22 protein-coding genes are annotated in these 25313 nt (G+C 63.2%); 11 read left to right on the top strand and 11 right to left on the bottom strand.

Going from position 1 to position 25313, the window contains the following annotated elements:
- Position 1: 1 nt before the first annotated feature.
- The 5 genes from LOY69_RS18210 to LOY69_RS18190 all read right to left on the bottom strand — a co-directional run bounded on the left by LOY69_RS18210 (position 2) and on the right by LOY69_RS18190 (position 6568).
- Positions 2 to 1111, bottom strand: coding sequence for a DUF2169 domain-containing protein (locus tag LOY69_RS18210; protein ID WP_265073364.1), 1110 nt, complete (start codon positions 1109 to 1111; stop codon positions 2 to 4).
- On the bottom strand, positions 1111 to 3306 hold the full coding sequence (locus LOY69_RS18205) for a type VI secretion system tip protein VgrG (protein ID WP_265073363.1): 2196 nt from the start codon (positions 3304 to 3306) through the stop codon (positions 1111 to 1113). The genes LOY69_RS18210 and LOY69_RS18205 overlap by 1 nt, the downstream gene beginning before the upstream one ends.
- A 259-nt stretch (positions 3307 to 3565) precedes the next feature.
- Positions 3566 to 4630 carry an NAD(P)/FAD-dependent oxidoreductase gene (locus tag LOY69_RS18200; protein WP_265073362.1) on the bottom strand — a complete coding sequence of 355 codons (1065 nt, stop codon included), beginning with the start codon at positions 4628 to 4630 and terminating at the stop codon, positions 3566 to 3568.
- Positions 4631 to 4769: 139 nt separating this feature from the next.
- Entirely contained in the window at positions 4770 to 6311 is a 1542-nt protein-coding gene (locus LOY69_RS18195) for an MFS transporter (RefSeq protein WP_265073361.1), read from the bottom strand.
- Positions 6308 to 6568, bottom strand: coding sequence for a hypothetical protein (locus tag LOY69_RS18190; RefSeq protein ID WP_265073360.1), 261 nt, complete (start codon positions 6566 to 6568; stop codon positions 6308 to 6310). The genes LOY69_RS18195 and LOY69_RS18190 overlap by 4 nt, the downstream gene beginning before the upstream one ends.
- A 104-nt stretch (positions 6569 to 6672) precedes the next feature.
- Between LOY69_RS18190 and LOY69_RS18185 the strand changes: the two genes are divergently transcribed.
- The 3 genes from LOY69_RS18185 (at position 6673) to LOY69_RS18175 (ending at position 9914) form a co-directional block, all read left to right on the top strand.
- Entirely contained in the window at positions 6673 to 7554 is an 882-nt protein-coding gene (locus LOY69_RS18185) for a LysR family transcriptional regulator (RefSeq protein ID WP_170004105.1), read from the top strand.
- Between the two features lie 76 nt (positions 7555 to 7630).
- Positions 7631 to 8008 (top strand): VOC family protein, encoded by a 378-nt coding sequence (locus tag LOY69_RS18180; RefSeq protein WP_159897823.1) that lies wholly within the window; start codon positions 7631 to 7633, stop codon positions 8006 to 8008.
- Between the two features lie 343 nt (positions 8009 to 8351).
- Positions 8352 to 9914 (top strand): TerC family protein, encoded by a 1563-nt coding sequence (locus tag LOY69_RS18175; protein ID WP_265073359.1) that lies wholly within the window; start codon positions 8352 to 8354, stop codon positions 9912 to 9914.
- Between the two features lie 76 nt (positions 9915 to 9990).
- Here the strand turns inward: LOY69_RS18175 and wecB are convergent, their stop codons facing one another.
- Positions 9991 to 11142 (bottom strand): non-hydrolyzing UDP-N-acetylglucosamine 2-epimerase, encoded by a 1152-nt coding sequence (gene wecB, locus LOY69_RS18170; protein ID WP_265073358.1) that lies wholly within the window; start codon positions 11140 to 11142, stop codon positions 9991 to 9993.
- A 293-nt stretch (positions 11143 to 11435) separates the two neighbouring features.
- Between wecB and LOY69_RS18165 the strand changes: the two genes are divergently transcribed.
- Positions 11436 to 11903: a DUF6368 family protein gene (locus LOY69_RS18165; protein WP_102881516.1), complete on the top strand. Its 468-nt coding sequence runs from the start codon at positions 11436 to 11438 to the stop codon at positions 11901 to 11903.
- A gap of 118 nt (positions 11904 to 12021) precedes the next feature.
- On the opposite strand, the gene LOY69_RS18160 is transcribed toward LOY69_RS18165, so the two are convergent.
- The gene (locus LOY69_RS18160; protein WP_110653748.1) at positions 12022 to 12594 is read right to left on the bottom strand and encodes a type 1 glutamine amidotransferase family protein; all 573 of its coding nucleotides are present in this window, start codon (positions 12592 to 12594) and stop codon (positions 12022 to 12024) included.
- A 436-nt stretch (positions 12595 to 13030) separates the two neighbouring features.
- Here LOY69_RS18160 and LOY69_RS18155 point away from each other — a divergent pair, with 436 nt between their 5' ends.
- The 3 genes from LOY69_RS18155 to LOY69_RS18145 all read left to right on the top strand — a co-directional run bounded on the left by LOY69_RS18155 (position 13031) and on the right by LOY69_RS18145 (position 15372).
- On the top strand, positions 13031 to 14464 hold the full coding sequence (locus LOY69_RS18155; protein WP_102881514.1) for an RtcB family protein: 1434 nt from the start codon (positions 13031 to 13033) through the stop codon (positions 14462 to 14464).
- Positions 14465 to 14600: 136 nt separating this feature from the next.
- Entirely contained in the window at positions 14601 to 14780 is a 180-nt protein-coding gene (locus LOY69_RS18150) for a hypothetical protein (protein WP_265073357.1), read from the top strand.
- 46 nt (positions 14781 to 14826) lie between these two features.
- Positions 14827 to 15372, top strand: a complete 546-nt coding sequence (locus tag LOY69_RS18145) for a hypothetical protein (protein ID WP_265073356.1) — start codon at positions 14827 to 14829, stop codon at positions 15370 to 15372.
- Positions 15373 to 16172: 800 nt separating this feature from the next.
- Here the strand turns inward: LOY69_RS18145 and LOY69_RS18140 are convergent.
- Positions 16173 to 16406, bottom strand: coding sequence for a hypothetical protein (locus tag LOY69_RS18140; RefSeq protein WP_265073355.1), 234 nt, complete (start codon positions 16404 to 16406; stop codon positions 16173 to 16175).
- Between the two features lie 31 nt (positions 16407 to 16437).
- Between LOY69_RS18140 and LOY69_RS18135 the strand changes: the two genes are divergently transcribed.
- The 4 genes from LOY69_RS18135 to LOY69_RS18120 all read left to right on the top strand — a co-directional run bounded on the left by LOY69_RS18135 (position 16438) and on the right by LOY69_RS18120 (position 20056).
- Positions 16438 to 16827: a RidA family protein gene (locus LOY69_RS18135; RefSeq protein ID WP_102881511.1), complete on the top strand. Its 390-nt coding sequence runs from the start codon at positions 16438 to 16440 to the stop codon at positions 16825 to 16827.
- 164 nt (positions 16828 to 16991) lie between these two features.
- Positions 16992 to 17756 (top strand): IclR family transcriptional regulator, encoded by a 765-nt coding sequence (locus LOY69_RS18130; protein WP_102881510.1) that lies wholly within the window; start codon positions 16992 to 16994, stop codon positions 17754 to 17756.
- Positions 17757 to 17803: 47 nt separating this feature from the next.
- Positions 17804 to 19021, top strand: coding sequence for an amino acid deaminase (locus tag LOY69_RS18125; protein WP_265073354.1), 1218 nt, complete (start codon positions 17804 to 17806; stop codon positions 19019 to 19021).
- Between the two features lie 117 nt (positions 19022 to 19138).
- Positions 19139 to 20056: a sugar kinase gene (locus tag LOY69_RS18120; RefSeq protein WP_123394470.1), complete on the top strand. Its 918-nt coding sequence runs from the start codon at positions 19139 to 19141 to the stop codon at positions 20054 to 20056.
- An 85-nt stretch (positions 20057 to 20141) separates the two neighbouring features.
- On the opposite strand, the gene LOY69_RS18115 is transcribed toward LOY69_RS18120, so the two are convergent.
- The 3 genes from LOY69_RS18115 to LOY69_RS18105 form a co-directional block, all read right to left on the bottom strand.
- The gene (locus LOY69_RS18115; RefSeq protein WP_011061856.1) at positions 20142 to 20417 is read right to left on the bottom strand and encodes a peptidylprolyl isomerase; all 276 of its coding nucleotides are present in this window, start codon (positions 20415 to 20417) and stop codon (positions 20142 to 20144) included.
- A gap of 51 nt (positions 20418 to 20468) precedes the next feature.
- Positions 20469 to 23009, bottom strand: coding sequence for a PAS domain-containing sensor histidine kinase (locus tag LOY69_RS18110; protein WP_110596722.1), 2541 nt, complete (start codon positions 23007 to 23009; stop codon positions 20469 to 20471).
- Between the two features lie 342 nt (positions 23010 to 23351).
- Entirely contained in the window at positions 23352 to 25307 is a 1956-nt protein-coding gene (locus tag LOY69_RS18105; RefSeq protein WP_265073353.1) for an acetoacetate--CoA ligase, read from the bottom strand.
- Between the last annotated feature and the right edge of the window lie 6 nt (positions 25308 to 25313).

Genomic DNA, 25313 nt, shown 5'->3' with positions numbered 1-25313 from the left:
TTCAAGCCTTCCCTGGCAACGCGGCGGTGCCAACCAGCGCCATGGTTATCTGGCTGATACCCGCCGTCACGGGCAGGCGCCACAGCAGCACGGCCTGGCGCTGGTCCAGGTCAAGGCGCAGGGTGTCGAGCACCGGCACGCTGACGAAGGGCTCAGCGTCCGTGCTTTCACACACCACCAGCGGTGCAACTCCGGGCAAATGCATGAGGTAGTCGCCCTCGCTCAGGCAGCCCTTGAGCCGCACGCTCTCATCACCGGTCAGATAGGGCACGGCCACCTGATCGGCCGGGGCGCTCTGGTAAAAGCGTGGGTCGAAGTCGTCCGGCAGCAGTGGATAGCGTTCAGCGAACCATTGCGCGTCCAGCGTGCCTTGCAAGCCCACGCGCGGCTGCCACCAGCGCGCCAGCGCGGTCAGGCCCACGGGCTGCAAACGCTGCGAGGGGGCTTTGTAGGGATGTGCTGGGTCTTCAATCTGAGGGGCGGGCAGGCTGTCCAACTGCGCGATCTGTGCCTCGATGCGTTGGCGCACCGAAGCCTCCAGGGTGTTCAATTCAGCCGCGCTCGGCAGCCAGCCACAACCGGCTGTGTTGCTGGGGTAGCTGACGCTGGGAATCGGCGTCTGCCCGGGTGATGGCTCGGGGTCGTAGAAGCAGCCGCCAAACGCCAGGCGGTAATCCAGCGTGACCTTTTCCACTTTATCGGGGGCACTCAGCGTCCAGCCCATCAGCCCCTTGTGCACGGTGCGCGGACCATGGACCTGCAAGTTCTTGCGCACAGCTCCGACCTGCACCTCGACCGGCCAGTTCGTGCGCCACTGCCCCTCAGCACTGTGCACGCTGCCTTGCAGCAGCACATCGGTGCCGGGCTTGCCCAACAGCAGATCGCCTTCTTCGGCGATCACCGCCTGCAAGGGAAAAGTGGCTATCGGTCCATCGAAGCGATCGCCGAGGACAATCGCGCTCTGATCTGCACTCAAGGGCATGGCCAAGCCCTGCGCAAAATCAAAGGTGCCGCGAATCACCAGGATGTCCATGGGCACGCCCGCCGGGGTGGTTTTTTCATACAGCAGGTGTGGCAGCCCGGTGTGGTTCTCGATGTGGATGACACCCATCACCAGCTACCGTCGATCAAGAGCGGCATGGCATCGGTCACATCCAGGCCTTTGAGCTGGGTGGTTTCGGCGTCCACCGGCAGGTTCGGCGCCGGTTGTGCGGTGCCGCTGTTGAGGTGCACGTCTGCGGGGGCATCGGCGTTGACCGTGTTGCCTGCCACCAGATGAATGTCCGGTCCGTCGAGGTAGATCCCGGCATCGGTGATCACCACTTTCGAGCGTCCGACCTGCAAGGTGATGCTTTCACCGTCCAGCTTGATGCTCGATCCTGGTCCGCTGGCCTCCGGCGCAGGCTCCTCACCCGCAGGCGGTGCGGCACTTTGCACGCTGCCATCGCCGACCTTGAGGCTGTAGGACGTGCCCACCACCGTGCTCTGGCTACGGCCCACCTGGGTGCTCTGGTTGATTCCCACCAGGGTGTTCATGTGCAGGCCGACGTTCTGGCTGTAGACCGTGCCGATGTTCATCATCTTGGCCAGCCCGACGTTTTGCAGAGAGGCCAGGTTGATGGTCTCGGTCTTGAAGCAGTCGACATTGATCGACCAGTTGCGCTTGATGCGATCACGTTCGTGGCGGTCGATGGTCTTGGTGCGATCACGTCCCACCCAGTGGGTTTCGTCGTGTTCGACTTCGATGTTCTGATCCCTCTCCGCGTGGACGTAGATCTCTTCGGCGCCCTTTTTGTCCTCGATGCGCAACTCGTTGGAGCCATTGCCGCCCAGGCTGCTGCGGGTCTTGAACACGCTGCGGGTCTTGTTTGCAGGCAACGGATAAGGCACGGGCGTGTGCTGGTTCGGTACGCAGCCGGTCACCAAGGGCTGTTCGGGATCACCGCCGATAAAGCTGACCAGCACTTCCATGCCGATCCGCGGGATGATCACGTGGCCAAAGCCTTCACCGGCCCAACTGGTGGCCACCCGCACCCAGCAGCTGGAGAACTCGTTGCGCTCGCCTTCGCGGTCCCAATGAAATTGAATCTTTATCCGTGAGAATTCGTCACACCAGATTTCCTCACCGGCAGGACCGGTCACCAGCGCGGTCTGGCTGCTCAGGCGGGGCTTGGGGGCGGGCTCTTGCGGCCGAAAGAAGGTGTCCCAGGGGATGGCGCTGAAGCGGTTACGGTAACCCTGGGTAAAGCCGCCGTGGCGCTCGTCGCTGGTGACCGACTCTTCCAGCACCTGCGGTTGTCGACCCTCATGCTCAACGCTGACCAGCAGCCACATCTGGTTGTATTCGCCGCGCGGATGCTCGCTGAGGGTGACCAGATGGCCGCAGCGAAAGCTCGACAGATCGCTCTGCCCCTTGGCCAACTGGTAATCGGTGCGATGGCCTTCAAGGGCGATCTGGCTCAGTTGCTGGCCCACCGCGCCGGTGCTGTAGCGGCCCGGGTAGCGATAGTCCTCAAGGATTGGTAGCGCCTCGCTCTGTGCGCAGCTGTGCAGGGTGCTGGGCACCGGATCGAGCGGGGCGCCGCTGGAGGCGCTGCGCGGGTCGGGCTTTTTCAGGTTGTAGTCGCGGCGCACCACCTGGCTGGTGCGGGTGCTGAAACGCACCGCGAAATGGCTGACCACCGGGTCTTCGGCGGCCAGGCCACTGCCTTGCTGATAGCGCGCGGTGGCGAGGATCGGGTAGTCGGTCTGGTTGTCGGAAAATACCAGCAGGTGCTGGTCGAGGCTGTGTTCGTGGTGCCAGTGAATGCCGTCTTCAAAGCACAGGCGTTGCACAAACTGGAAATCCGTCTCCCCGTATTGCACGCAATACACCCTGGGTACTGAAGGCTTGGGAGCAATGTTGAAGCGGTATTGGTCGGCGAGGATGCCGTGTTCCTTGAGCACCTTGGCAATGATCTGCGGCACCGTCAGGTTCTGATAGACCCGTTGGTTGTGGCGGTGCTGCAACTGATAAAGGTGAGGACGCAGGATCAGGTGATAGCGGGTCATGCGCTTGCCGCTGTCGCCGATTTCGATGTCGTCGATCAGGCCGTGGATGCCTTCACCCTTGAGGCCGAACTGCAGGAACGCCGGCTGGTTGAGCAGGCTTTCCAGATCGACGTTGGGGTTGTCCGAAACTAGCTCGATGTGGATCGCATACAGCTCGCTGATGGCTTCGCGGCCCTTGAAGGCCAGCACCTTGAAGTCGTGGCGAACGGCAGGGATGGACAGCACGAAATGCGCAGTGTCGGCCGGCGCGAACATAGGCTCATCCTTAAGCGTGAGAGAGGCCAGACCCGCGCCGTACCTGGCCCGGGTGCAAAGTGGCGCTCAACCTAGCAAAGGGTGCGCAAAAACTAATATGGGATGAGTCTGGAAAGTCGCTTGAAATTTCCGGACCTGACTTTGCTGTCCGCAACCAGGAGCCAGGGATGGCTGAGCCACTCAGGTCATGACCCGGCTCAAGCTCACGGGTGGCTTGATTCGAAGAACGGACACCCGATGACGAGCCCGCTGAACCCCGTCAGCCCAGACGTGCCGGGCGGCACGAGGCAAGCTCGGCAGAGCATTGGCCCAGCAGCAACTCCTGGCTGACCAGGCGGCCGACGGTGGGCGCCAGGGTCACCCCGGCATGCATCACCGCCAGGTACAGGCCCAGGCACTGCTGGCTCGGGCCAATGATCGGCAACTGATCACAGGGCATTGGGCGTTGACCGACCTCAACGCTGCGCAGGGCTATCTTCTCGGCGCCGCGGAACAGGCGGCGGATCGTGGCCATGGCTTGCTGCGCTATGGCCTCGGGCCCTTGAGGACCGCTGTCGTCGATGTAGTCTTCCGCCGCCAGCAGGCTGCCGTCCGCCGCTTCGCGAATCTCCAGCAGGCTGTTGGAAACCAGGGTCTTGACCAGGCCGCGCGGGGCATCGAAGCGGATCAGGATCGACGGCGAGGCCTGCACCGGCAGCTGGATTCCCAGGGGCGCCAACAGGGCAGGGGTGGCGCAGCCCGCTGCCAGGACGATGTGCTCGGCTAGGTAAGGCCCGGCCGCAGTGGTGATGCCGAGCACGCGCCGGCCCTCCACCAGCAACCCCTGTACCGGCGTCTGGGTAAGCACCCGGGCGCCGTGGGCCCGGGCCCCTTCGAGCAGCGTCTGGGTGGTGGCTACCGGGTCGAGGCTGCCTTCGCCGTGGGCGTACCGGGCTCGTTGCGGTAGTTCCTGCAGATTGGGTTCAAGTTCACCGATCCGGTCACGGTCGATCCAATGGGCGGACGACATCGGCCCCTGGGTATCGGTGTCTGTCGAGTCCGGGCCGGTTTCGGCATAAGTCAGTGCTCCGGTCCATTGAATCTGCAACTGGGGCAACTCCTGCTGCAGGCGTCGATAGTCCGCCAGCGCCAGGGAGCGCAGCGGCCGAGCGGCTGCCGGGAATTCGCCGTGTGGGTTGATCCAGGCAAAGGAATGGCGAGTGACCCCGGAACCGGGACTGGCTTGCTCGACTACCGTGACCTGCGCGCCCTGTCTGGCCAGGTGGTAGGCGATGGATGCACCGACAATGCCGGCACCGACCACAATCACGTTTGTAGGCTTCACACTGACCTCGTCTGCTGAAGGCCGTACCTTAGCCGGCCATTTGTTGTTCAAGCCATTTGTTTATTGTTCTGAAATTGCAAGCAGCGGGCCGCTGCCCACCTTGGCGGCGGCCCAGAGAGCCAATCGGCATCCCCATGCTTCATTGGGTTTTCAGCACCAGGCCTTGGGCCTGGGGCAGGGGGTTGCGCATCAACCGGCCCACCACCAGGGCCCCCAGCAGGGCGAGAATGCCTGCCACCGTCAGTACCAACCCGAAACCGCCGACAAAGGCTTGCTGGGCCAGGGGTTCAACCAGGGCGCGGGTGCTTTCCGGCAGGCTCGCCAAGGCGCCCTGCATATCCCCGGCCACCACCCGCGAGGCGATGTCCGGCGCCTGGGCCAGCCAAGGCCCGGGCACCTGGCTGAGGCTGCCTTGCAGCCGTTGCAGGGTATGGCTGGCCAATAGCGCACCGAACACGCCGATGGCCAGCATGATGGCGCTGAAGCGCATGGTGGTGCTCATGCCCGAGGCCATGCCGGTGCGTTCCCGGGGCACGCAGGCCATGATGTTTTTCTGCGTGTCGCCGTTGAGCAGGCCGGCCCCGGCACCGGTCACGGCAATCGCCGCCGCGAAGCTCAGGTAGCCCCCGGCATGCACCGCCCAGGCACTGAGCAGATTGCCGCAGCCCACCAGGGTCAGCCCGGCGGCCATCAGGGCGGCGGGGCTGTAGCGCCCGGCAAGGCGGGCACCGATGCGTGGGCAGATCAGCATGGTCAGGGCAAAGGGCAGCATGCCCAGGCCTGAGGCAATGGCGGAGAAGCCCAGACCGTTCTGCAAGTAGAAGGGCAGCAGGGTCATCATCACCTGGGCACAGCCGGCGTAGGCGAACATGCCCAGCAGGGCGCCGATGAACCGCGGATGGCGAAACAGTTGCAGATCGACCATGGGCCGGCGTTGCAGGCGCTCGATCAGCACGAACAGCCCCAGCAGCGCCACTCCGGCCAACAGGCGGGTGGAGGTGGCTGGGTGGCTCCAGCCGATGCGGTTGGCTTCGATCAGGCCCCAGATCAGGCACAGCAGGCTGGCGCTGAAGGCCAGGCTGCCCCAGGGGTCCAGGCGCGCCGCCTGGGTATCCCGGGATTCCGGCACGTTGCGCAGCACGCTCCACAGCAGCAGGGCGCCTACCGGCAGGTTGAAGTAGAAGATCCAGCGCCAGCCGAAGTATTCGGTGATCAAGCCGCCGACCGTGGGCGCAGCGGTCATGGCCATGCCCATGCAGGCCCCCCAGAAGGCCCAGGCCTTGGCCCGTTCCGCTTCGTCATGGAAGGTATGGCCGATGGAGGCCAGGGCCGAGGTTAGAAGCAGCGCCGCGCCCACGCCTTTGAGGGCCCGAGCGAGGTCGAGCAGCAGGGCGTTGGGGGCGGCGCCGCAGCCCAGGGAGGCAAGGATGAACAGGCCCAGGCCGCAGAGCAGGGTCCTCTTGCGTCCGAAGCGGTCCGCCAGGCTGCCCGCCGGCAGCAGCAGGGCGGCGAAGGCCAGCATGTAGGCACTGACCACCCATTCGATATCGGCGAAGTTGGCCCCCAGGTCGCGGGCGATGCTCGGCAGGGCCACGGCGACGATGTTGGTGTCCAGGACGATCAGCGAGCAGACCCCGGAAGCAGTCAGCAGGGTCAGGCGGGGATTGATGAGGCGGCTCATGGCGCTGTCCGCCGACTGAGGATGGACGGTGCTGTCAGTTCGATGCTCGCCACCACCGGTACCCCGTCATCGAGGATGACCACTGCACAGGGGCAGCCTTTGGCCTGGGTGGTTTGCTGGCCGGCCTTGAGCGGGATTGGGGGGCTGTTCAAAGGCAGGATTGCTTTGTGGGCAACGTTGGCTTGGATCTCTGCGGCCACGGCGCTCTGCAGGCAGCAGCAGGCGATCATTGCCAGAATCAGGGGTTTGACGCGCATGGCAAAGGCTCTCTACTGTGAAGGTCCGCTCAGCTTATCCCGGCCTTTGTGGGTCTTTGTTAGCTGCTGGCGGTCAGTTCGTTACCTTTGAGCTAATGCCTTTTATGGAAATTCGTCACTTTCGCTACTTCCTGGCGGTGGCCCGGCAGCGCAATTTTACCCGCGCGGCCGAGCAACTGGGGATTGCCCCGCCGACCTTGAGCCGACAGATCCAGGACATGGAGAAGACCCTCGGTACGCGGCTGTTTTTGCGCCAGCAGCGCGAGGTCAGTCTCACCGAGGCCGGTGCCACTTTGCTCCTGGAAGCCGAAGCCACGGTGCGCCAGTTCGAGTTCGCCCAGCGCAACGCCCAGCGCGCCGGGCGCGGAGAGATCGGCCACATCGAGCTGGGCTATGTGGCCTCGGCGGTGTATTCCGGGTTGTTGCAGAAGCAGGTGCAGAGCTTCAGCCGCGACTGCCCGGACGTCAGCCTGAATGTGCGCGAGTGTCCGATGGCAACCCTGCCGGCGCGGATTGCCGACGGACGCCTGGACGTCGGCTACATTCGTTCGCCCATGACCCTGCCCGACGGCGTGGAGGCCATTCGCCTGGACGCCGAGGGGTTTGTCCTGGCGCTGTCCGCCGAGTCCTGGCTGTGCCGGCTGCCGCAGATCGCCTCCGAGCACCTGCTCAATGAAACCTTCATCCTTCCTGAGCAGATCAGCGGCACCTTGCAAGTGGCGGCCCAGGGGGCCTATGCCCCCAAGCTCGGTGCCCAGCCCGGCGGCCTGGTGGCGGTGCTGGCCCTGGTTTCCCTGGGGCAGGGCGTGGCGGTGGTGCCCGAATCGGTGGTGGGGCATTTGAGCCTGCCCCATGTGGTGTACCGGCCGATCGGCGGCAGTTCGGCGTCGTCCTGGCTGTCGCTGATTTACCGGCGTTTCGAGCAGGCGCCGGCGGTGGTGCGCTACATCGACCAGGTCAAGCGCGAGTACCGGCGTTCGGCCTGATACGGCATGTTCAGCACTGCGCCCGGCGAGCATAATCCGCCGGGCTATTTCTATTCCTTCAGGAGCTGCGTCCTCGATGATCGACCACCTTGACCACCTGGTACTGACCACCATCGATCCTGTGGCCGCCGAGGACTTTTACGTTCGGGTGCTAGGCATGCAACTGCAAACCTTTGCCGGCGGGCGCAAGGCCTTCAAGTACGGCCAACAGAAGATCAACCTGCATGTGCGTGGCCAGGAATTCGAACCCAAGGCCCACCTGCCGGTACCGGGAGCGCTGGACCTGTGCTTTATCGCCAGCGTGCCGCTGGAGCAGGTGATTGCCCATCTGCGCCGAGTCAACTGGCCGATCATCGAAGGCCCGGTGGCGCGCACCGGAGCCACGGGACCGATCCGCTCGGTGTACCTGCGGGACCCGGACTTGAACCTCATCGAGATTGCCGAGCGGGTGTAGGCGGTTTGAGGGGGGGCGGATAAACTTTTGTAATGATTTCCCGCTGGGGAAAAGTGCCGCTGCCCCTGTAACCTCCAAATCCGTTTTTTCACTCAGGACTTGCATGAACACGCTCTCGGAGCCCCCCAGTCGGCGCTCTTTCTTCGCTTTGCCCCATGACTTCTCGCGCCATCCGGCCCCATTGAGACGCAGACGCTCAGGCAGTCATTCTCCCGGCCGCACGTCCCCGGCCTTTGCCACTTCCCGCACTGACCAGCCCGTCACCCAGGTTGCACCTGTCCTGCACCTTGGTGCTTCGTCGCGCCTGGCCGTTTGAATTTTCTGGAGAACTTGAGTCGTCGTTATGGAATGGATCGCAGACCCCACGGCCTGGCTTGGCCTTTTGACCCTGATTGTTCTGGAGCTGGTGCTGGGCATCGACAACCTGGTGTTTATCGCCATCCTCGCGGACAAGCTGCCGCCGGAGCAGCGTGACCGCGCCCGCTTGATCGGCCTGTCCCTGGCATTGCTGATGCGCCTGGGCCTGCTGGCCAGCATCTCCTGGATGGTGACCCTGACCCAGCCGCTGTTCGAGGTGTTCGACAAGAGCTTTTCCGGCCGCGACCTGATCATGCTGTTCGGTGGTGTGTTCCTGTTGTTCAAGGCCACCATGGAGCTGCACGAACGCCTGGAGGGTCATGTCAGTCAGCGGGCCGGCAGTGCGACCTACGCCTTGTTCTGGCCGATCGTGGCGCAGATTGTGGTGCTTGACGCAGTGTTTTCCCTGGATGCGGTGATTACCGCCGTGGGCATGGTGGAACATCTGTCGGTGATGATGATCGCGGTGGTGGTTTCCATCGGTGTGATGATCGTCGCCAGCAAGCCGCTGACCCGTTTCGTCAACGAACACCCGACAGTGATCATGCTGTGCCTGGGCTTTTTGATGATGATCGGCTTCAGCCTGACCGCCGAAGGCCTGGGCTTCCATATTCCCAAGGGCTACCTGTACGCGGCCATCGGCTTCTCGATTCTGATCGAGGTGTTCAACCAGATCGCCCGGGCCCGCCGCAAGAAGTCCATGCAGGGCCTGCGCCCGATGCGTGAGCGCACGGCCTATGCAGTGATGCGCCTGCTGGGTGGCCGCAAGCTGGCGGCAGAAGAGGTGGGTGAGGAAATCGCCGATTTGCTGGAAGACGGTGATGCACCGAGCAGCGAGCTGTTCGACCGCCGCGAACGGGTGATGATCAGCGGCGTACTGCAGTTGGCGGAGCGGCCGATCCGTACGCTGATGACGGTGCGGGCCGAGGTCGACTCCATCGACCTGACGGACAGCCCGGAGAGCATCCGGACCAAGTTGATGCACTCGTCCTATTCGCGCCTGCCGCTGATTCGCGATGGGGCGGTGGATGAGCCGCTGGGCTTCGTGCACAAGAAGGAGTTGCTCAAGGAATACCTGGCCGGCAACGAGCCGAACCTTGAGCACCTGGCGCGCAAGACCATCAACCTGCTGGACAGTTTTTCGATCCTCAACGCCCTGGAACAGATGCGCAAGGCGTCGACCCACATCGCCTTCGTGATCAACGAGTTTGGCGACTTCATGGGCATCCTGACCATGACCGACATTCTCGAATCCATTGCCGGCGAGCTGCCGGATGCCAGCGAGGTCGAAGGGCCGGATGTGGTGGAGCAAGAGGGTGGGTTCCTGGTCAATGGTGCCTTGAACCTGCCCCAGGTGCGCCAGCGTACCGGCTTTGGCGCCGAGCCTACCGAGGACTACCAGACCCTGGCCGGGCTGGTGATGAGCCTGCTGGACCGTCTGCCGGTCAAGGGCGACCGCTTGGAATGGGAGGGCTGGAACATTCAGGTGATGGCGGTGGAAGAGCGCCGCGTGACCCAGGTCCAGCTGTCTCGGCAGGTGCCTGCCTGACGGGAGAAATCCTGGAGTTGGCGCTGCAAGGTGCTATGCCGTTGCGTGGCTTGAGCGCAGAGGTTCAGGCCCAGATTCATGCCCTGCCACGCAGGGCTTTTGCCTCCAGCCAGGTGTACAGGCGGCGAGCGATGCGTTCACTGGCATGGCCGTCGCCATAGGGGCTGTGTGCTCGGCTCATGCGGGCATAGAGCTCGGCATCGTCCAGCAGTTCGCTGGCATGGTGCACGATGCGTTCGCGGTCGGTGCCCACCAGCAACACGGTGCCGCCCTCTGGTTCCGGTGGCCGTTCGGTAACGTCCCGCAGTACCAGTAGCGGCTTGCCGATGGCCGGTGCTTCTTCCTGGATGCCGCCGGAGTCGCTGAGGATGAGGTGCGAGCGCCCCATCAGCCAGACGAAATGCTGATAGTCCTGAGGCGCTATCAGGTAGATGTTGGGCGTGTCCGAGAGCACGCCATAGACCGCACTCTGCACCTGCGGATTGAGGTGCACGGGGTACACGAATTGCACGTCCGGGTAGCGCCGGGCCAAGGTCGCCACGGCTTCGCAGATGTTGTGCAAACCGTCGCCGAAATTCTCCCGGCGATGGCCGGTAATCAGCACCATGCGCCGCTGGTGTTCCAGCACCGCCAGGGGCGAATCGGCGGCGGGGCGCCACTGGGTCTGTTGCTGGTGATGCCGCATCCACAGCAGCGCATCGACCCCCGTGTTGCCGGTGACCTCGATGGTGTCGGCGGGCACGTTTTCCCGCAGCAGGTTGGTCCGGGCCTCGGCGGTCGGAGCGAAGTGCAGGTCGGCGATGACTCCGGTCAGGCGCCGATTGGCTTCCTCGGGCCAGGGCGCCCTGAGGTTGCCGGTACGCAGCCCGGCTTCGACATGGCCGATGGGCAACTGGCGGTGGAAAGCGGCGAGGGCGGCGATAAAGCTGGTGGTGGTATCGCCATGCACCAGGACGATGTCCGGTTGCAGGCGTTCGAAGGTGGTATCCAGATGGATCAGCAGTTGCTGCGAGAGGCCGTTGAGGGACTGGCCCTGGGTCATCACTTCCAGGTCTTTGTCGACTTGCAGCTCGAAGGAGTCCAGTACCTGCTTGAGCATGTCCCGGTGCTGACCGGTGGAGCAAATGTGCAGTTGCAGACCTGGCCAGTGTTTTAGCACCCTGGCCAGTGGCGCCATCTTGATGGCTTCAGGGCGTGTACCGAAAACCATCACGACTTTAAAAGGCATGTTCCCCTCCTTGGGTGCGATGCGATCGGAACGAAGGTTGAATCAAAGCAGCGGGAACTGCTCTTGTCCAGCCAGGGCGTTTGGGACAAATGCCTGGAGCTGGTTGGCGGTCAATGGCTCCAGGCGTTGAGTCGCATCAATGTGGCACAGGTTTTTGTACACGTCTGTTGCTGTCTGTATGCTCTCGGTCCGATGAATGAAGTGATCTGCTCCGGGGCATCGAAGCGGATGCAATCCACCATGTCTTGCCGCTCCCTATCATGCGGAGGCGGTCCGCTGGAGAAAATCAATCAATGTCCGGGCCAACTGTCAGGGTGCTGTTGCCGCGCAAGATCGATGGCTTGGTCGAAAGCCTGGTGCGCGCCTGCTTGGCCGAGGTTGCAGATCAGCCCTGGGCGGGTAGGGGGGCGTTCTTTATTGAAGGCAGTCCCATGCTTTGCGCGCTGGGGGCCGACTATCCGGAGGAACTGGCGGAATATGCCGGGCTGGCCGGGGAGCTTGGATGGCTCCCTGAAGGCATCCTGAGCCTGGCGGCCATGGATAAAGATCAGTTGGATCACCAACGACTAGGACAGGCGGCGCTGGCGTTGGTCCGTCGTCTGGATGGCGTGGTGGCCTTCTGCGCCAGTATCCATACCTACACTCGGGATGCCGAATTTCTGGCGGGGCTGGCGATCATCGAGCATGAGGGTGAGAGCATTTTCAGCGCCGCGGACTTTGCGGCTTGGTTGGGCCACCGGGATTTTCGACTGGTGAAATAGTCCACGGCTACATGCCCGCACTGCCGCCCCACCCACCACCTTCCGTAGGAGCTGGCTTGCCAGCGAAGGCGGCCGTGAGATCGCTTTCGCCGGCAAGCCGGCTCCTACAAGGGAGAGGTCAGATCTTCTGCTGGTGCTCGGCGGCATGCATGCCGAGGTAGGCGCGAAGGTTGTCGTCGTTGATGCCCAGGGTGCCGAGAATCTGCGCCATGAAACTCACCGGCGCGCTGCCTGGAGCGGTGATCACGCGCTGGTCCGCTACCGCGTGGGGCACATCCTGGTAGTGCGCGGCGCCGGCATAACCGACTGCCAGCAGGTTGGCCGCCGAATTGGAGGTGTGCTTCACCGCGTCCAGCACCCCGGCCCGAGCCAATTCGCGGGTGCCGTCGCAAATGCCGGCGATCACAAGGTGGCGTGCCTGGGCGGCGCGCAGCAGGTCGCCGATGTCCGGCGCCTTGTCGCTTTGCCAGACGCTCCCGCCGCAAACCATCAGCAGATCCACTTCGTCCAGACGAATGTCTTCCAACGCCAGGTCCGGGGTCACCCGCAGGCCGCCCATGGAGGTCACGATAGCGCCCTTGGGGGAAGCGTAACGGCAGTCGAAGCCATAGTAGCCACGGCCGGTGGCGTTGATCAGGGCGGTTTCCCAGTCGGCGAAGTTGTCGCAGATGATAGTGATGGCGCGGGTCATGGAGCTTCCTTGCTTGGGGCGATGAGCGGGTGGGGAGCGCCAGGGTAACCCGTTTTTGCCGGGCACCTGGAGAAGCTTTTACAGCTTTGGCGACAATCGCCGGCTTGGAGGAGCGATGGTCATCGCCGGCAATTGTCGTTGGCTTTCAACCAGCGAGCGGCCTTAGGATCCAGGGCAGATACTGGGTTTTGCGCTCGAGCAGGGCAAGGTGCCGCCGATCCATGCCAGCATGTTTTACACGCCGTGGAAAGGCGGGCCGAAGCCACGCTGACGTCACGTCGCCAGGCAGGCGCCTCGTCAAATAATTGCTCCCCGGCTCTTTACATCCACGCCGTCATTCCCCATTATCCGCGCCGTCTAAGTTTCGCTGCTGACCAGACAATTCCAGCCACCAAAAGGGTGGTTGTTTTGTTGCGTCCAAGAAAAGCAGTTGAAAATGACCAAGACTCCTCTGAAAAGAATTCAGCACAAGCTCGCCCGTTCCGGGGTGGCCATCGAACGCCTGAATTCCAATTCCCTCTCTATCTCTTCGATCAATGACGCCGGGCTCAAGGTGGATCTGCTGCTGCCCGATAGCTTTGCCATCGAAGAGAAAGCCATCCTCCAACTGATGGATTTCGCCAAGGTCGCCCATCCCCATGGCGGTGAAGTGAAGTGCGCCTGCGCCACGCCGGACTTTCACACCGGCAGCCCGATTCCGGTGGGCAGTGTGATTGTCACCAGCCACGACATGGTGGTGCCGCAAGCCATCGGCACCGACATCAATTGCGGCATGCGCCTGCACAAGCTGGGGCTGAACTACGAACAGTTCATGGCCCAGAAAGCCAAGTGGACCGCCCTGGTACGTGGTGATTTGCTGGAGGGTACGCGCAACATTCCCACCAGCCCAACGGCCATGACCGCGCTGTTTCAAGCGGGACTGGGTGACTTCTGGGCCCAGGTGCAGCAGCAGGACCCCATCGGGCTGTTCGCCGGGGCGGATTTCGCCCAATTGCAGCGAGAGCTGTCGGGCCTGCATGAGTCGTCGTTCGCCCGCGGCAGCGCCGACTATGCGCCTGAAGCCCTGCAGGACCGCTCGCGGAAAATCCTCCGCGACCCGGGCCTGGGCTCCCTGGGCGGCGGCAACCACTTTGTCGAGATCCAGGTGGTCACCGAGTTGGTGGATCGTCAGGCCTGCTTTGCTCAGGGCCTGTCCGTGGGGCAGGTGGTGATGATGATTCACACCGGCTCCCGGGACGTGGGCTTCTATGTGGGGCGACGCTGGATGGACAAGGCCAAGGCCCTGTGGCCAGAAGGGATCAAGCATCCCGACTCGAAGATCTTCGCCCTGTTCGGCGAGATGGCTGATGAGTACCTGCTGGCCATGCACAGCGCCGCCCATTACGCCGACGCCAACCGCGCGCTGATCGCGGAAATGGTCCGCCAGCGTACCCGGCAAGTGTTTGGCGCGGGCATCGAAGCGCCGCTGATTGTCGATGTGCCGCACAACATCGTGCTGCGCGAAGAGGGCGGCAATGTGCATCGCAAAGGCGCGACACCGGCCTATGCCGGGCAGCCGCTGCTGATTCCGGGAAGCATGGGGCATGACTCCTACCTGCTCACCGGGCTGGGCAATGAGCGCTGGCTGCGTTCGGCCAGTCACGGCGCCGGGCGCTCGATGTCGCGCAGCGAGATTGTGTTCAAGGCCAAGAAGGACAAGGCTTTCCTCGGTTTGCAGGGGGTGGAGTGCATCACCACCAAGGAAGAGCGGATGATCGAAGAGGCGCCAGGGGCCTACAAGGAAATTGGCCAGGTGATTCGTTCCCAGGTGGAAGAAGGGACGGTATCGGTGATGGCGCGGTTTTCGCCGATCTTGACCTTCAAGGCGTAAGCACGAAGGAGCTGTGGGGCGGGGATGGTTTTCGGGTTTGCCGTGCAACAGTGCGGCCGATACATTGTCGTCCCCCCGGCCTGTTCGATTTGAGTGGTGCCGTTGAAGTTATCTGTGGAAGGGACGTCATCAGATCGTGAAGCGGGTTAAAAAAGCTGTTTGGTTTGTGTTGTGCATGGGGTCGATGCTCTTGATGGGCGCCGGCCTTTATCAATTCATGCTGCCTAAAGGTGATCCCAGCCTGGCGTTGATGCTGGTGCTGATTGCGCTTATTTCTGGTTTTTATCTGCGGCCGCAAAAGCCCAGGGCACGGTAGTCGCTCTGGTGATTGCCTGTTTGTGGCCAAAGTCGGGTGCTCGATCATGAATCAAGATGAAAGTCTGAAGCGCGATGCTGTAGTGCCATTTACCGGTGCCAGCGAGTTCGTCGTCGACAAGCAACCCCTTGTCGAACTGCTTGCCGTGCTTGCTGAATGCGGCGAGGTGGTGTCCAGCTTCTTCAAGCCAGATCCTTCAATCAAGGCGTTGGATGAGAGAACGCGACTGGCCGAGTTTCTGGAACGTTTCAGCAACCTCGCCAGGTCGACGGCTATTGGGCAGATCGAGCCTGAGTTCGGGCCCTTTTCCGTGTTGAATCGATATGAGTTCGAGGGCTCGTTGCTGGCGGTGGTGCTGCGGGGCGGGTGTCATCACGCGACCCGTGGATTGAGCCTGGCCAACGCTCGGAAGTTGGTGGATGAGGCGCTGGAGGCGGTGTTTCCGGCTCCGTTTTCCGAGCTGGTGGTGTATCGGTTCGATAGTTCCGATTGGTCTGAGTTGACCAGGGATTCGACTATTTCTTCTGCCTATGTCGCCTGCCAGGGGGCGCGGAATCTTTGGTGGGTGTTGTGCGTTGCTGACTTTGATTGATGGCTTGTGGGTGCCAGGCTTTCCATGGGGGAAGTCGTTTGCCCACATGGGTAACAGTCTGGGTCAGGCACGGGGGTGACACCCACGATGGGGCTTCTTGTGTAGGCGCTGGCTTGCCAGCGAAAGCGGCATCGAGGACACCGATGGATTGGGTGTTGTAGGTGGCGGTTGCTGCGCTGTCACCCAGTTGTCAGCCATGGCAACACAAGCTCTGTGGCGAGGGAGCTTGCTCTCGGTCGATCGGCTGGCGTTTCGGCGCGCGTAAACCTGAGTCCCCGATTTGGCAGGTGTACATATCCGTTGCTTTGGGTGTGGCCACTGGCGGTTTCGCCCTTACGGCGAGTCCCTTTTGTCAAACGACACAAAAGGAACCAAAAAGTCTTGCCCCTCCACTCGGTGCCTCGCCGAGGCTCGGCATTCCCTCTCTCCGGCATTGATCCGTGGGCCGCCGCCACCGGCCGTCCCTGGCCGGATGGCGGCTAACCCGGCGTCCTGCCGGGTTAGCCCACGGCTCAATGCCTGCGTTCGGCCATCGTGGTTAACGGGGCGCTTAGGATCAAAAGCCAAGGCAAAGCAGAGCGGGAGCCTTGGCTGTGCCTTGGGTTACTGCTCCGGCAGTTGCAGCGCTTGTTGTTCCGCCACGTGCAACACATGGATATTCGAACGACCAAACCCGGTCGCGGGCTGCCGCGACGCAACGGGATGTAGAGGGTGGCGAGCGTCGTCACAAGTCACTTGAGCGTGCTCTCCGCAAATACAGAAATGCCTGACATAGCCTGACGACTGTTTCTAATACTCTCTCATTCCTCGTTGCGGAAAGTTTTGCCATTCCCCCTGTTATCTCCTTTGTTCTCCATGGCACACTCGGGCACGAATTCCGTTATTTCATATTTTATTCCGCTGTAGCGGAATTCTTTAGGCGGAGTTTCTTTGTTTAGAGCCTTGGCGTTTTCCAGGCCATCGTTGTTTTCTGCGGTATTGACTGCGCAGCAACGCACGGTGAGTGGGACAGCGTTCTTGGGCATGGCCGTCAAGATGGCCAACCTTCAACCAGGAGAATCTCTCATGAGCATCACCCGTTACGGCACCGGCAGCACCGCAGGCGGTGGCCAGCCGCGTCCTTTCGCTCGTGCCGTCGAAGCCGATGGCTGGCTGCATGTATCCGGCCAGGTGCCGGCGCTGGATGGCGAGATCATTCACGGTGGGATCGTCGAGCAGACGCATCAGACGATGCGCAATCTGCTGGCCATTCTCGAAGAGGCCGGGTACGGCCTGGAGGATGTGGTGCGGGTTGGCGTGTGGCTGGAAGACCCGCGGGATTTCTGGAGTTTCAACAAGGTGTTCGGCGAGTACTTCAAGCCCGAACACGCGCCGGCCCGGGCCTGTGTGCAGGCCAGCATGATGGTGGACTGCAAGGTCGAGATCGATTGTGTGGCCTACAAGAAGAAGCCTTGAGTGCGCTTCTGTAGCCGCTGCCGAGCCTGGGCGAGGCTGCGATCGACCGCAACGCGGGCGCAGGGTGATGAGATCGCTGCGGCCCCTGCGACGGCGTGTCGCTCAGGGCGTTCGCAGCCTGCGGCAGCGGCTACAGGAATTGTGTTTTGCATAGGGGTGGGTAGATGACTGAAGACAGCATCAAGCGCCGGGCCAAGGGCCTGGATCGGGCGTTCGATATTCTCGATTTCCTCAAGGAGATCGGTCAGCCGCTGCGGCCCAACGATATCGCCAAGGGCATTGGCAGTCCCAAGTCCACGGTTTATGAGTTGGTGGCGTCCTTGCTGGAGCGGCGGGTTCTGGAGCCGGTGGGCAAGGACGGTCATGTGTATCTGGGCCGCCAGCTGTATTTTCTCGGGCAGGCTCATTTGCGCCATTTCGATCTGAGCCGCGAGGCTGATCAGGCGTTGCAGGAAATTGTCAGCCAGACCCGGGAAACCGCGCAGATGTGCCTGCTCAACGGGCGCAAATACACCGTGGCGCTGATGAAGGAGGGCGAGCGGAATTTCCGCATTACCTCGGACATTGGCGAGAACGCGCCGATCCCCTGGACCGCTTCCGGGCGGTTGCTGTTGGGGCATATGAGCGATGAGCAGATCGTTGAGATGATCGATGACCAGGACTTCATGCTGCCTAATGGTGAGCGGCTGCCGCTGGAGACCTTTCTCAAGGAAATCCGTCAGGCCACCGAGGAGGGGTTCTTTTCCTTCGACAGCGTCGCCGACACCTTCACCCATTGTTTTGCCGCGCCGGTGCGCGATGAGCACGGGGTGTGCATCTGCACCCTGTGCATCGTCGCGCCCAGGGCCGATGCGCAGAGCCATTACCAGGACTATCGCCGGGTGCTGATCGACAGCGCCAACCGCCTGGCCCGGCGTATCAACGATTGATGACTTTGTCGCGGCTGTGCGCAGCCGCCTTGATAAGGAGTGCCAACATGTCTTCTGCTTTGAATCTGACCCTGGTGGAAAAGGGCGCCGCTGCTATCGGCGCGAGTCTGCTGAGCGACGTCAGCCTGCCGGCCCTGGTGCTGCACCGCGAGGCGCTGGAACACAACATTCGCTGGATGCAGAAGTTTGTCAGTGACAGCGGCGCCGAGCTGGCGCCCCACGGCAAGACCAGCATGATGCCCGCGCTGTTTCAGCGGCAGTTGGACGCCGGCGCCTGGGGCATCACCCTGGCCACGGCAGTACAGACTCGCGCCGCCTACGCCCATGGCGCGCGCCGGGTGTTGATGGCCAACCAACTGGTGGGGGCGCCGAACATGGCGCTGATCGCCGAGCTGTTGGCGGACGCGGATTTCGATTTCTATTGCATGGTGGATCACCCGGACAACGTGGCCGATCTGGGGGCGTTTTTTGCCCAGCGTGGCGTCACCCTCAAGGTGATGATCGAGTACGGCGTGGTGGGCGGTCGTTGCGGTTGCCGCAGCGAGCAGGAAGTACTGGCCCTGGCCAAGGCGATCCAGGCGCAGCCAGCTTTGGCGTTGTGCGGTATCGAAGGTTACGAAGGGGTGATCCACGGCGACCAGGCCATCAGTGGCATTCGCCAGTTTGCCGATTCCCTGGTGCGTCTGGCGGTGGATCTGCACAACGATGGTTTGTTTGCCATCGAGCGGCCGATCATCACCGCTTCGGGTTCGGCCTGGTACGACCTGATCGCCGAGTCCTTCGAGACCCATAACGCCAAGGGGCGTTTCCTCAGCGTGCTGCGTCCGGGCAGTTATGTCGCCCATGACCACGGCATCTACAAAGAGGCTCAGTGCTGTGTGTTGGATCGACGCAGTGATCTGCACGAAGGCCTGCGTCCGGCGATGGAGGTCTGGGCCCATGTGCAGTCGCTGCCGGAGCCGGGGTTTGCGGTGGTGGCCCTGGGCAAGCGCGATGTCGCCTATGACGCTGGCTTGCCGGTGCCGCTGCGGCGTTACCGCGCGGGAGCCGAGGCCGGCGCCAGTGATGATGTGGGGGCGTGCAAGGTGACGGCGGTGATGGATCAGCACGCGTTTCTCACCGTGGCGCCGGGAGTGGAGCTGCGTATTGGCGACATCATTTCCTTTGGTACATCGCACCCGTGCCTGACCTTCGACAAGTGGCGCACCGGTTTGCTGGTGGATGAGCGCCTGCAGGTGATCGAGAGTCTGGAAACCTGCTTCTGAACGTAGCAGCCGGCCCGCCGACGAACAGACCCTGGGTTAGGGCGCAACTCTGAGGGCGCTTTCGTTGGCAAGCCAGGTTCTACAAGGTGGTGTGTGCTTTGAGGGGAGGTCAAGAATATGAACGGGAAGCAGCGCATTGCCGCCATTGGCGAATGCATGATCGAGCTGCAACAGCGTCACGACGGCAGTCTGCAACAGAGCTTTGGTGGCGATACCTTGAACACTGCGGTGTATCTGTGCCGGGAGCTCGGGCAGCAGGCGCAGGTGGATTACGTGACTGCCCTGGGCTACGACAGCTTCAGCGATGCCATGTGCCAGAGCTGGGCGCAGGAGGGTATCGGCCTGGGAAAGGTTCAGCGCCTGCCCGGGCGTTTGCCGGGGTTGTATTGCATTCAGACCGATGCCCGGGGGGAGCGGCGTTTTCTGTATTGGCGCAATGAGGCGGCGGTACGAGACTGCTTCAACACCGCGGCGGCGGGGCCGATCCTGGCGGACTTGTGCGATTACGATGTGTTGTATTTCAGCGGCATCACCCTGGCGGTGCTCGGGGAGGTGGGACGCAAAAAGCTGATTGACCTGCTGGTGGAAGCGCGCATCCGTCGGGCGCAGATCGTGTTTGACAACAACTATCGGCCAAGGCTCTGGGCCTCGGTGGAGCAGGCGCGAGCGGCCTATCTGCAGGTACTGGAGCATGTGGATCTGGCGCTGTTGACCCTGGAGGACGAGCAGGCGCTGTTTGGCCATGACTATGCCCATGGCGTGTTCGCGGCCTACCCGAACATTGCCGAGGTGGTGGTCAAGCGCGGGGCGGATTCGTGCCTGGTGCGTTGCGGCGGCGAGAGTCATGAGATACCGGCGCTGCCAGTGGCGCAGGTGGTGGACACCACGGCGGCGGGAGACTCCTTCAGCGCGGCTTATCTGGCCTGTCGTTTGCGCGGCGGCAGCCCGGTGCAGGCCGCAGAGGCCGGGCATCGATTGGCGAGTCGGGTGATTCAGCATCCCGGGGCGTTGCTTCCCCGGGAGCCCGCGTTGTAGGAGCCGGCTGGCCGACGAACAGGCCTTTGCCGGTTGCGGGCGCTTCGGCTGGCACGCCAGCTCCCACAGAGCGGGGCTTGAGTGGTCAGTCGCGGAAGAACACCTGCACCAGGTGATAGCCGAATTTGCTCTTGATCGGGCCGTGCACGGTGCGCAGGGGCTTCTTGAAAATCACCTGATCAATGGCGCCGACCATCTGCCCCGGACGCACTTCCCCCAGGTCGCCGCCGCGCTTGCCCGACGGGCAGGTGGAGTATTTCTTGGCCAGCACGTCGAAGGCTTCGCCCTTGGCGATGCGCTGCTTGAGCTGCTCGGCTTCTTCGGCGGTTTTCACCAGGATGTGGCGGGCTTGGGCTTTCATGATGGCGTGACCTTGTAGCGGGAAATCGGCGGCCGCGGATTATGCCTGAATTCAGGACTCGCGGCCGATCATCTGGCGAATCTTCTGCGCCAGTTCTTCGATGGAAAACGGCTTGGCCATCAGGTCCATGCCCGGCTCCAGAAAGCCCTGGCGCTCGGCGGCCTTTTCCGCGTAGCCGGTCATGAACAGTACCTTGAGCCCCGGGCGCTGTTGGCGGGCGATTTCCGCCAGTTGTCGGCCGTTCATGCCCGGCAGGCCGACGTCGGTCACCAGCAGGTCGACGCGCAGTGGCGACTCCAGCAACGGCAGGGCGCTGCGTGCATCCTCGGCCTCGATGGCGCGGTAGCCCAGTTCGCTGAGGACGTTGAGCACCAGCATGCGCACCGCCGGGTCGTCCTCCACCACCATCACGCTTTCCCCGGCCATGGCCTGGGGCGCCTCGCTGCTGCCCGTGGGTTGCAGCGGTTCCAGGGGCGCGCTGTGCAGGCGCGGCAGGTACAGGCGCACACAGGTGCCCTGGCCCGGCTCGCTGCTGATGGTCACGTGGCCGCCGGACTGCTGGGCAAAACCATAGATCATCGACAGCCCGAGGCCCGTGCCCTGGCCGATGGGCTTGGTGGTGAAGAAGGGGTCGAAGGCCTTGGCCAGAATCCGTGGGCTCATGCCGGCGCCGTTGTCGCTGACCCCCAGCATCACGTAGTCGCCGGCCTTGACCGGCTCCAGGGTGCTGATGTCGCTGCCGTCGAGGTAACTGTTGGCGGTCTCGATCAGCAGTCGGCCGCCGTCGGGCATGGCGTCGCGGGCGTTGATCACCAGATTGAGCAAGGCGTTTTCCAGCTGGCTGGCATCGGTGTTTACCGGCCACACCTCGTCCGCCAGTTGCATCTGCAGCTGGATGTGTTCGCCCTTGGTGTGGTTGAACAGCTCCTGCAGCGAGCGCACCAGCTGGTTCGGGTCCAGGGGCTGGCGGTCCAGGGACTGGCGTCGGGAGAAGGCCAGCAGGCGGTGGGTCAGGGACGCGGCACGTTTGGCCGAGGACATGGCGGCTTCGGTGAAACGACCGATCTCATCGCTGCGGCCGTTGTCGATGTAGCGCTGCATCAGGTCCAGGCTGCCGATGATGCCGGTGAGCATGTTGTTGAAGTCGTGAGCGATGCCGCCAGTGAGCTGGCCCACAGCCTCCATCTTCTGCGCGTGGCGCAGGGCGTCCTCGGCGCGTTCGCGCTCGAACATTTCGTTTTGCAGGCGCTGGTTGACGGCGGCCAGCGCCTCGGTGCGGCGGTTGACCCGTTCTTCCAGGGTTTCGTTGAGGTTGCGCAGAGCCTCCTCGGTCTGTCTGCGCTCGGTTTCATCGATGACGAAAATGTAGAAACCGTTGATGGCACCGTCGGCGCCATGGCGGGGCAGGTACTTCATCAGGGCGTGGCGCGGGCGGCCGTCGCGGTGGGGCGAGTTGGCTTCGAAGCTGCAAGGCTTGCCCGCCAATGCGGCGGCAATGTTCTCGGCGCGGGTGGCGTAGATCTCGTCGCCCACCACTTCGCGGATGGTCTTGCCGTACAGCTCCTGCGGGGTCAGGCCGTACCAGTCCAGATAAGCGCTGTTGTTCAGGCGAAAGCGCTCTTCGTGGTCGACATAACCGATCAGCACTGGCATGGCGTTGATGATCAGTTGCAGTTCGGTCTGGCTCTGGCGCAGTGCTTGCTCCATCTGCTTGCGTTCGGTCAGGTCCAGGGCGGCGCCGAGAAAGCGCGTCGGCCGGCCGTGGTGATCCTTGTAGCAGCGACCCCGGGCGAACACCCAGCGCACCTGGCCGTCGGCCAGTTGCAGGCGGTATTCCTCGGCGTATTCGCTGCCCTGGGTGATGCAGTGCTTGATGCTCCGGGCCACCATGGCCCGGTCTTCCGGGTGCACGCCTTTGAGGTACTCACTGATGGGCAGTTGTCGGGATAGCTGCGGGTCGACGCTGTGCAGCTGGGCAAAATGGGTATCGGCGATAAAGCGATCTTCGCCAATGTCCCAATCCCAGGTGCCCACCGCATCGGTGGCCGCCAGGGCCAGTTGCAGGCGCTCCTCGGTCTCGTGCTGGGCCCGCAGGCTATCGTCGGAGCGCTGCTGCAGTTCGAGGGCGATGCGCCGGCGCTCGTTGGTCTCGATGGCGGTCACCAGGATTCCGGCAACGTCGCCGCGTTCATCGCGGATCGGGCTGTAGGTCAGGTCCAGCCACAGGTCGTGTGCAGTGCCGTCGCTGCGTTGCAGGCTGAAGCGCTGCTCGCTGAAGCTGCGCACCTGGCCGTTGAGCACCGCGCGGTAGACCGGGTCGGTGAAGTCCATCAGCTCTGGCCAGATCAGGTGCGCCGGCTGGCCGAAGGCCTGGGGGTGCTTGTTGCCTGCCAGCAGGGCGAAGCCGTCGTTGTAGATCTGGGTCAGCTCGGAGCCCCACAGCAGCAACATCGGCATCGGCGAATGGATCACGATGTCCACGGCGGTGCGCAGGCTCTGGGGCCAGTGGCCGGATTCACCGAGGGCCGTGGCGGACCAGTCCAGACGGGCTATCAGGTGGGCGGCTTCGCTGCCGGAGTGGGGGGCATTCATCTCGGGTGTGTCCTGGGCGCAGCGGTGTTACGCGGCAAGGTCATGGCTCGCGTACTGGAAAAGTCGCATGGACATGCCGTGCATATTCAAACGGATGGATTGTAGGTGTTTCTGGCGGGGTTATTTTCACCTGCTTTTGCGGCAGATGACCAGTCTAGAGGGGCTGAACGGTCTCTGTAGCCGCTGCCGCAGGCTGCGAACGCTCTGGGCGGCACTGCGTCGCAGGAAGCGCTGCTCTTGAGATCGCTGAAGGTCCTGCGGCCCTTTGCGCAGCCTCGCGGGCTCGGCAGCGGCTACAGGTCCTGCGTCGCGAAGGGCTGCGCCGGCGGTGGTTGGCCGTCGTCAGTGGCGCAATTCCTCGCGGTCGCGGAACTGCTCCAGGGCTTCGGGGTTGGCCAGGGCGTCGGTATTCTTCACCGGCAGGCCATGCACCACATTGCGCACCGCCAACTCCACGATCTTGCCGCTGATGGTCCGGGGAATGTCGGTCACTGCGAGGATCTTCGCCGGCACATGGCGCGGCGTGGTGTTGCTGCGGATCACCTGGCGAATCCGCTCCTGCAACGGCTCATCGAGCACCACGCCATCCTGCAGGCGTACGAACAGCACCACCCGCACGTCATGTTCCCAGCTCTGGCCGATGGCCAGGCTTTCCAGCACCTGTTCCAGTTTCTCCACCTGGCGGTAGATTTCCGCGGTGCCAATCCGCACTCCACCCGGGTTGAGCACCGCATCCGAGCGTCCGTGAATCAGCCAGCCGCCATGGGGCAGCTGTTCGGCGTAGTCGCCCTGGGCCCAGACCCCGGGAAACAGGCTGAAGTACGAGGCCTTGAGCTTGCTCTGGTCCGGGTCGTGCCACAGGCTCACCGGAATGCTCGGAAAGTGCCGGGTGCACACCAGTTCGCCTTTTTCGCCGGTCACCGGCTGGCCCTGGTCGTTCCACACTTCGATGGCCATGCCCAGGCTCTTGCCCTGCATCTCGCCTCGGCGCACCGGCTGGATCGGGTTGCCGGCGAGGAAGCAGGCGACGATGTCGGTGCCGCCGGACATCGAGGCCAGGCACAGGTCGCTTTTGATCTCGCGGTACACGTAGTCGTAGCTCTGTGGCGACAGCGGCGAGCCGGTGCAGAGTAGGGTCTTGAGGCTGTCCAGGCGGTGGCTGAGGCGCGGTCGGCTGCCGGCCTTTTCCAGGGCGGCCAGGTACTTGGGGCTGGTGCCGAAGACGCTGATGCCTTCGCTATCGATCAGGTCGATCAGGCGCTCGTTGGTGGGATGGAAGGGCGATCCGTCGTAGAGCACCAGGCTGGCGCCGGTGGCCAGGGCCGAGACCAGCCAGTTCCACATCATCCAGCCGCAGGTGGTGTAGTAGAACAATCGCTCGCCGGGCCCGAGATCAGCGTGCAGGCCGTGTTCCTTGAGGTGCTGCAGCAAGACCCCGCCAGCGCCGTGGACGATGCACTTGGGCACCCCGGTGGTGCCGCTGGAATAGAGGATGTACAGCGGATGGGCGAAGGGCACCGGGACGAATTCGGGTTCGCCGCCGGGCTGATAGAAGTTGTCCCAGAGGCTGATCCGGGCCTGGGTACGGTAGTCCTCGACCCGCGTCTGCGGACGGGCGTAGGGCACGATGAGCAACTGCTCCAGGGACGGCAGGCGCTCAAGGATCTCGTTGACCTTGGCGGTCTGGTCGATGTCCTTGCCGGCGTAGCGATAGCCGGCGCAGGTGATCAGCACCTTGGGTTCGATCTGGCCAAAACGGTCGATCACCCCCTGGGTGCCGAAATCCGGCGAACAGCTGGACCACACCGCGCCGAGGCTGGTGCTGGCCAGCATGCCCACCAGGGTCTGCCAGGTGTTGGGCATGCAGGCGGCAACTCGGTCGCCGAGGCCGACCCCGGCAGCCCGCAGGCTGCGCTGCAGGCCGGCGACCTGGGCCGCCAGTTCGGCGTAGGTCAGTGGTTCGCGCTGGCCGTTCTCGTTAATTGCCACCACCGCCACGGCGTCGTCCCGGCGCTTGAGCAGGTGCTCGGCGAAGTTCAGCGTGGCCCCTGGAAACCATTGGGCGCTGGGCATTTGCGGGCCTTCGCGCAGCACAGATTCAGCGGGCTGGTGAAAGCTGACCTCGAAGAAGTCGACGATGGCCTGCCAGAAGCTTTCTCGCTGGTCGATGCTCCACTGGTGCAGGGCGGGAAAGTCGGCCAGGTTGAGGTCGTGACGGTGGTTGACCAGGCGCCGGAAGGCTTCCATACGGGTCTTGCTGATACGCTCGGCGCTGGGTTGCCAGAGTATTTCGGACATGGGATG

Origin of the sequence: Pseudomonas sp. B21-059 (assembly GCF_026016285.1) — a bacterium.
GTDB classification, from domain to species: domain Bacteria; phylum Pseudomonadota; class Gammaproteobacteria; order Pseudomonadales; family Pseudomonadaceae; genus Aquipseudomonas; species Aquipseudomonas danubii.
This window is presented reverse-complemented; position numbering and strand designations above follow the sequence as displayed.

Excerpts from the sequence above, each read along its gene's own strand:
- LOY69_RS18190 (WP_265073360.1), bottom strand. The coding sequence starts at position 6,568 with ATGCGCGTCAAACCCCTGATTCTGGCAATGATCGCCTGCTGCTGCCTG.
- LOY69_RS18160 (WP_110653748.1), bottom strand. The coding sequence starts at position 12,594 with ATGACCCGCGCCATCACTATCATCTGCGACAACTTCGCCGACTGGGAA.
- LOY69_RS18105 (WP_265073353.1), bottom strand. The coding sequence starts at position 25,307 with ATGTCCGAAATACTCTGGCAACCCAGCGCCGAGCGTATCAGCAAGACC.
- LOY69_RS18210 (WP_265073364.1), bottom strand. The coding sequence starts at position 1,111 with ATGGGTGTCATCCACATCGAGAACCACACCGGGCTGCCACACCTGCTG.
- LOY69_RS18195 (WP_265073361.1), bottom strand. The coding sequence starts at position 6,311 with ATGAGCCGCCTCATCAATCCCCGCCTGACCCTGCTGACTGCTTCCGGG.
- LOY69_RS18155 (WP_102881514.1), top strand. The coding sequence starts at position 13,031 with ATGACCAAGACTCCTCTGAAAAGAATTCAGCACAAGCTCGCCCGTTCC.
- LOY69_RS18130 (WP_102881510.1), top strand. The coding sequence starts at position 16,992 with ATGACTGAAGACAGCATCAAGCGCCGGGCCAAGGGCCTGGATCGGGCG.
- LOY69_RS18145 (WP_265073356.1), top strand. The coding sequence starts at position 14,827 with ATGAATCAAGATGAAAGTCTGAAGCGCGATGCTGTAGTGCCATTTACC.
- LOY69_RS18125 (WP_265073354.1), top strand. The coding sequence starts at position 17,804 with ATGTCTTCTGCTTTGAATCTGACCCTGGTGGAAAAGGGCGCCGCTGCT.
- LOY69_RS18120 (WP_123394470.1), top strand. The coding sequence starts at position 19,139 with ATGAACGGGAAGCAGCGCATTGCCGCCATTGGCGAATGCATGATCGAG.
- LOY69_RS18205 (WP_265073363.1), bottom strand. The coding sequence starts at position 3,306 with ATGTTCGCGCCGGCCGACACTGCGCATTTCGTGCTGTCCATCCCTGCC.
- LOY69_RS18185 (WP_170004105.1), top strand. The coding sequence starts at position 6,673 with ATGGAAATTCGTCACTTTCGCTACTTCCTGGCGGTGGCCCGGCAGCGC.
- LOY69_RS18175 (WP_265073359.1), top strand. The coding sequence starts at position 8,352 with ATGGAATGGATCGCAGACCCCACGGCCTGGCTTGGCCTTTTGACCCTG.
- wecB (WP_265073358.1), bottom strand. The coding sequence starts at position 11,142 with ATGCCTTTTAAAGTCGTGATGGTTTTCGGTACACGCCCTGAAGCCATC.
- LOY69_RS18180 (WP_159897823.1), top strand. The coding sequence starts at position 7,631 with ATGATCGACCACCTTGACCACCTGGTACTGACCACCATCGATCCTGTG.
- LOY69_RS18115 (WP_011061856.1), bottom strand. The coding sequence starts at position 20,417 with ATGAAAGCCCAAGCCCGCCACATCCTGGTGAAAACCGCCGAAGAAGCC.
- LOY69_RS18165 (WP_102881516.1), top strand. The coding sequence starts at position 11,436 with ATGTCCGGGCCAACTGTCAGGGTGCTGTTGCCGCGCAAGATCGATGGC.
- LOY69_RS18110 (WP_110596722.1), bottom strand. The coding sequence starts at position 23,009 with ATGAATGCCCCCCACTCCGGCAGCGAAGCCGCCCACCTGATAGCCCGT.
- LOY69_RS18135 (WP_102881511.1), top strand. The coding sequence starts at position 16,438 with ATGAGCATCACCCGTTACGGCACCGGCAGCACCGCAGGCGGTGGCCAG.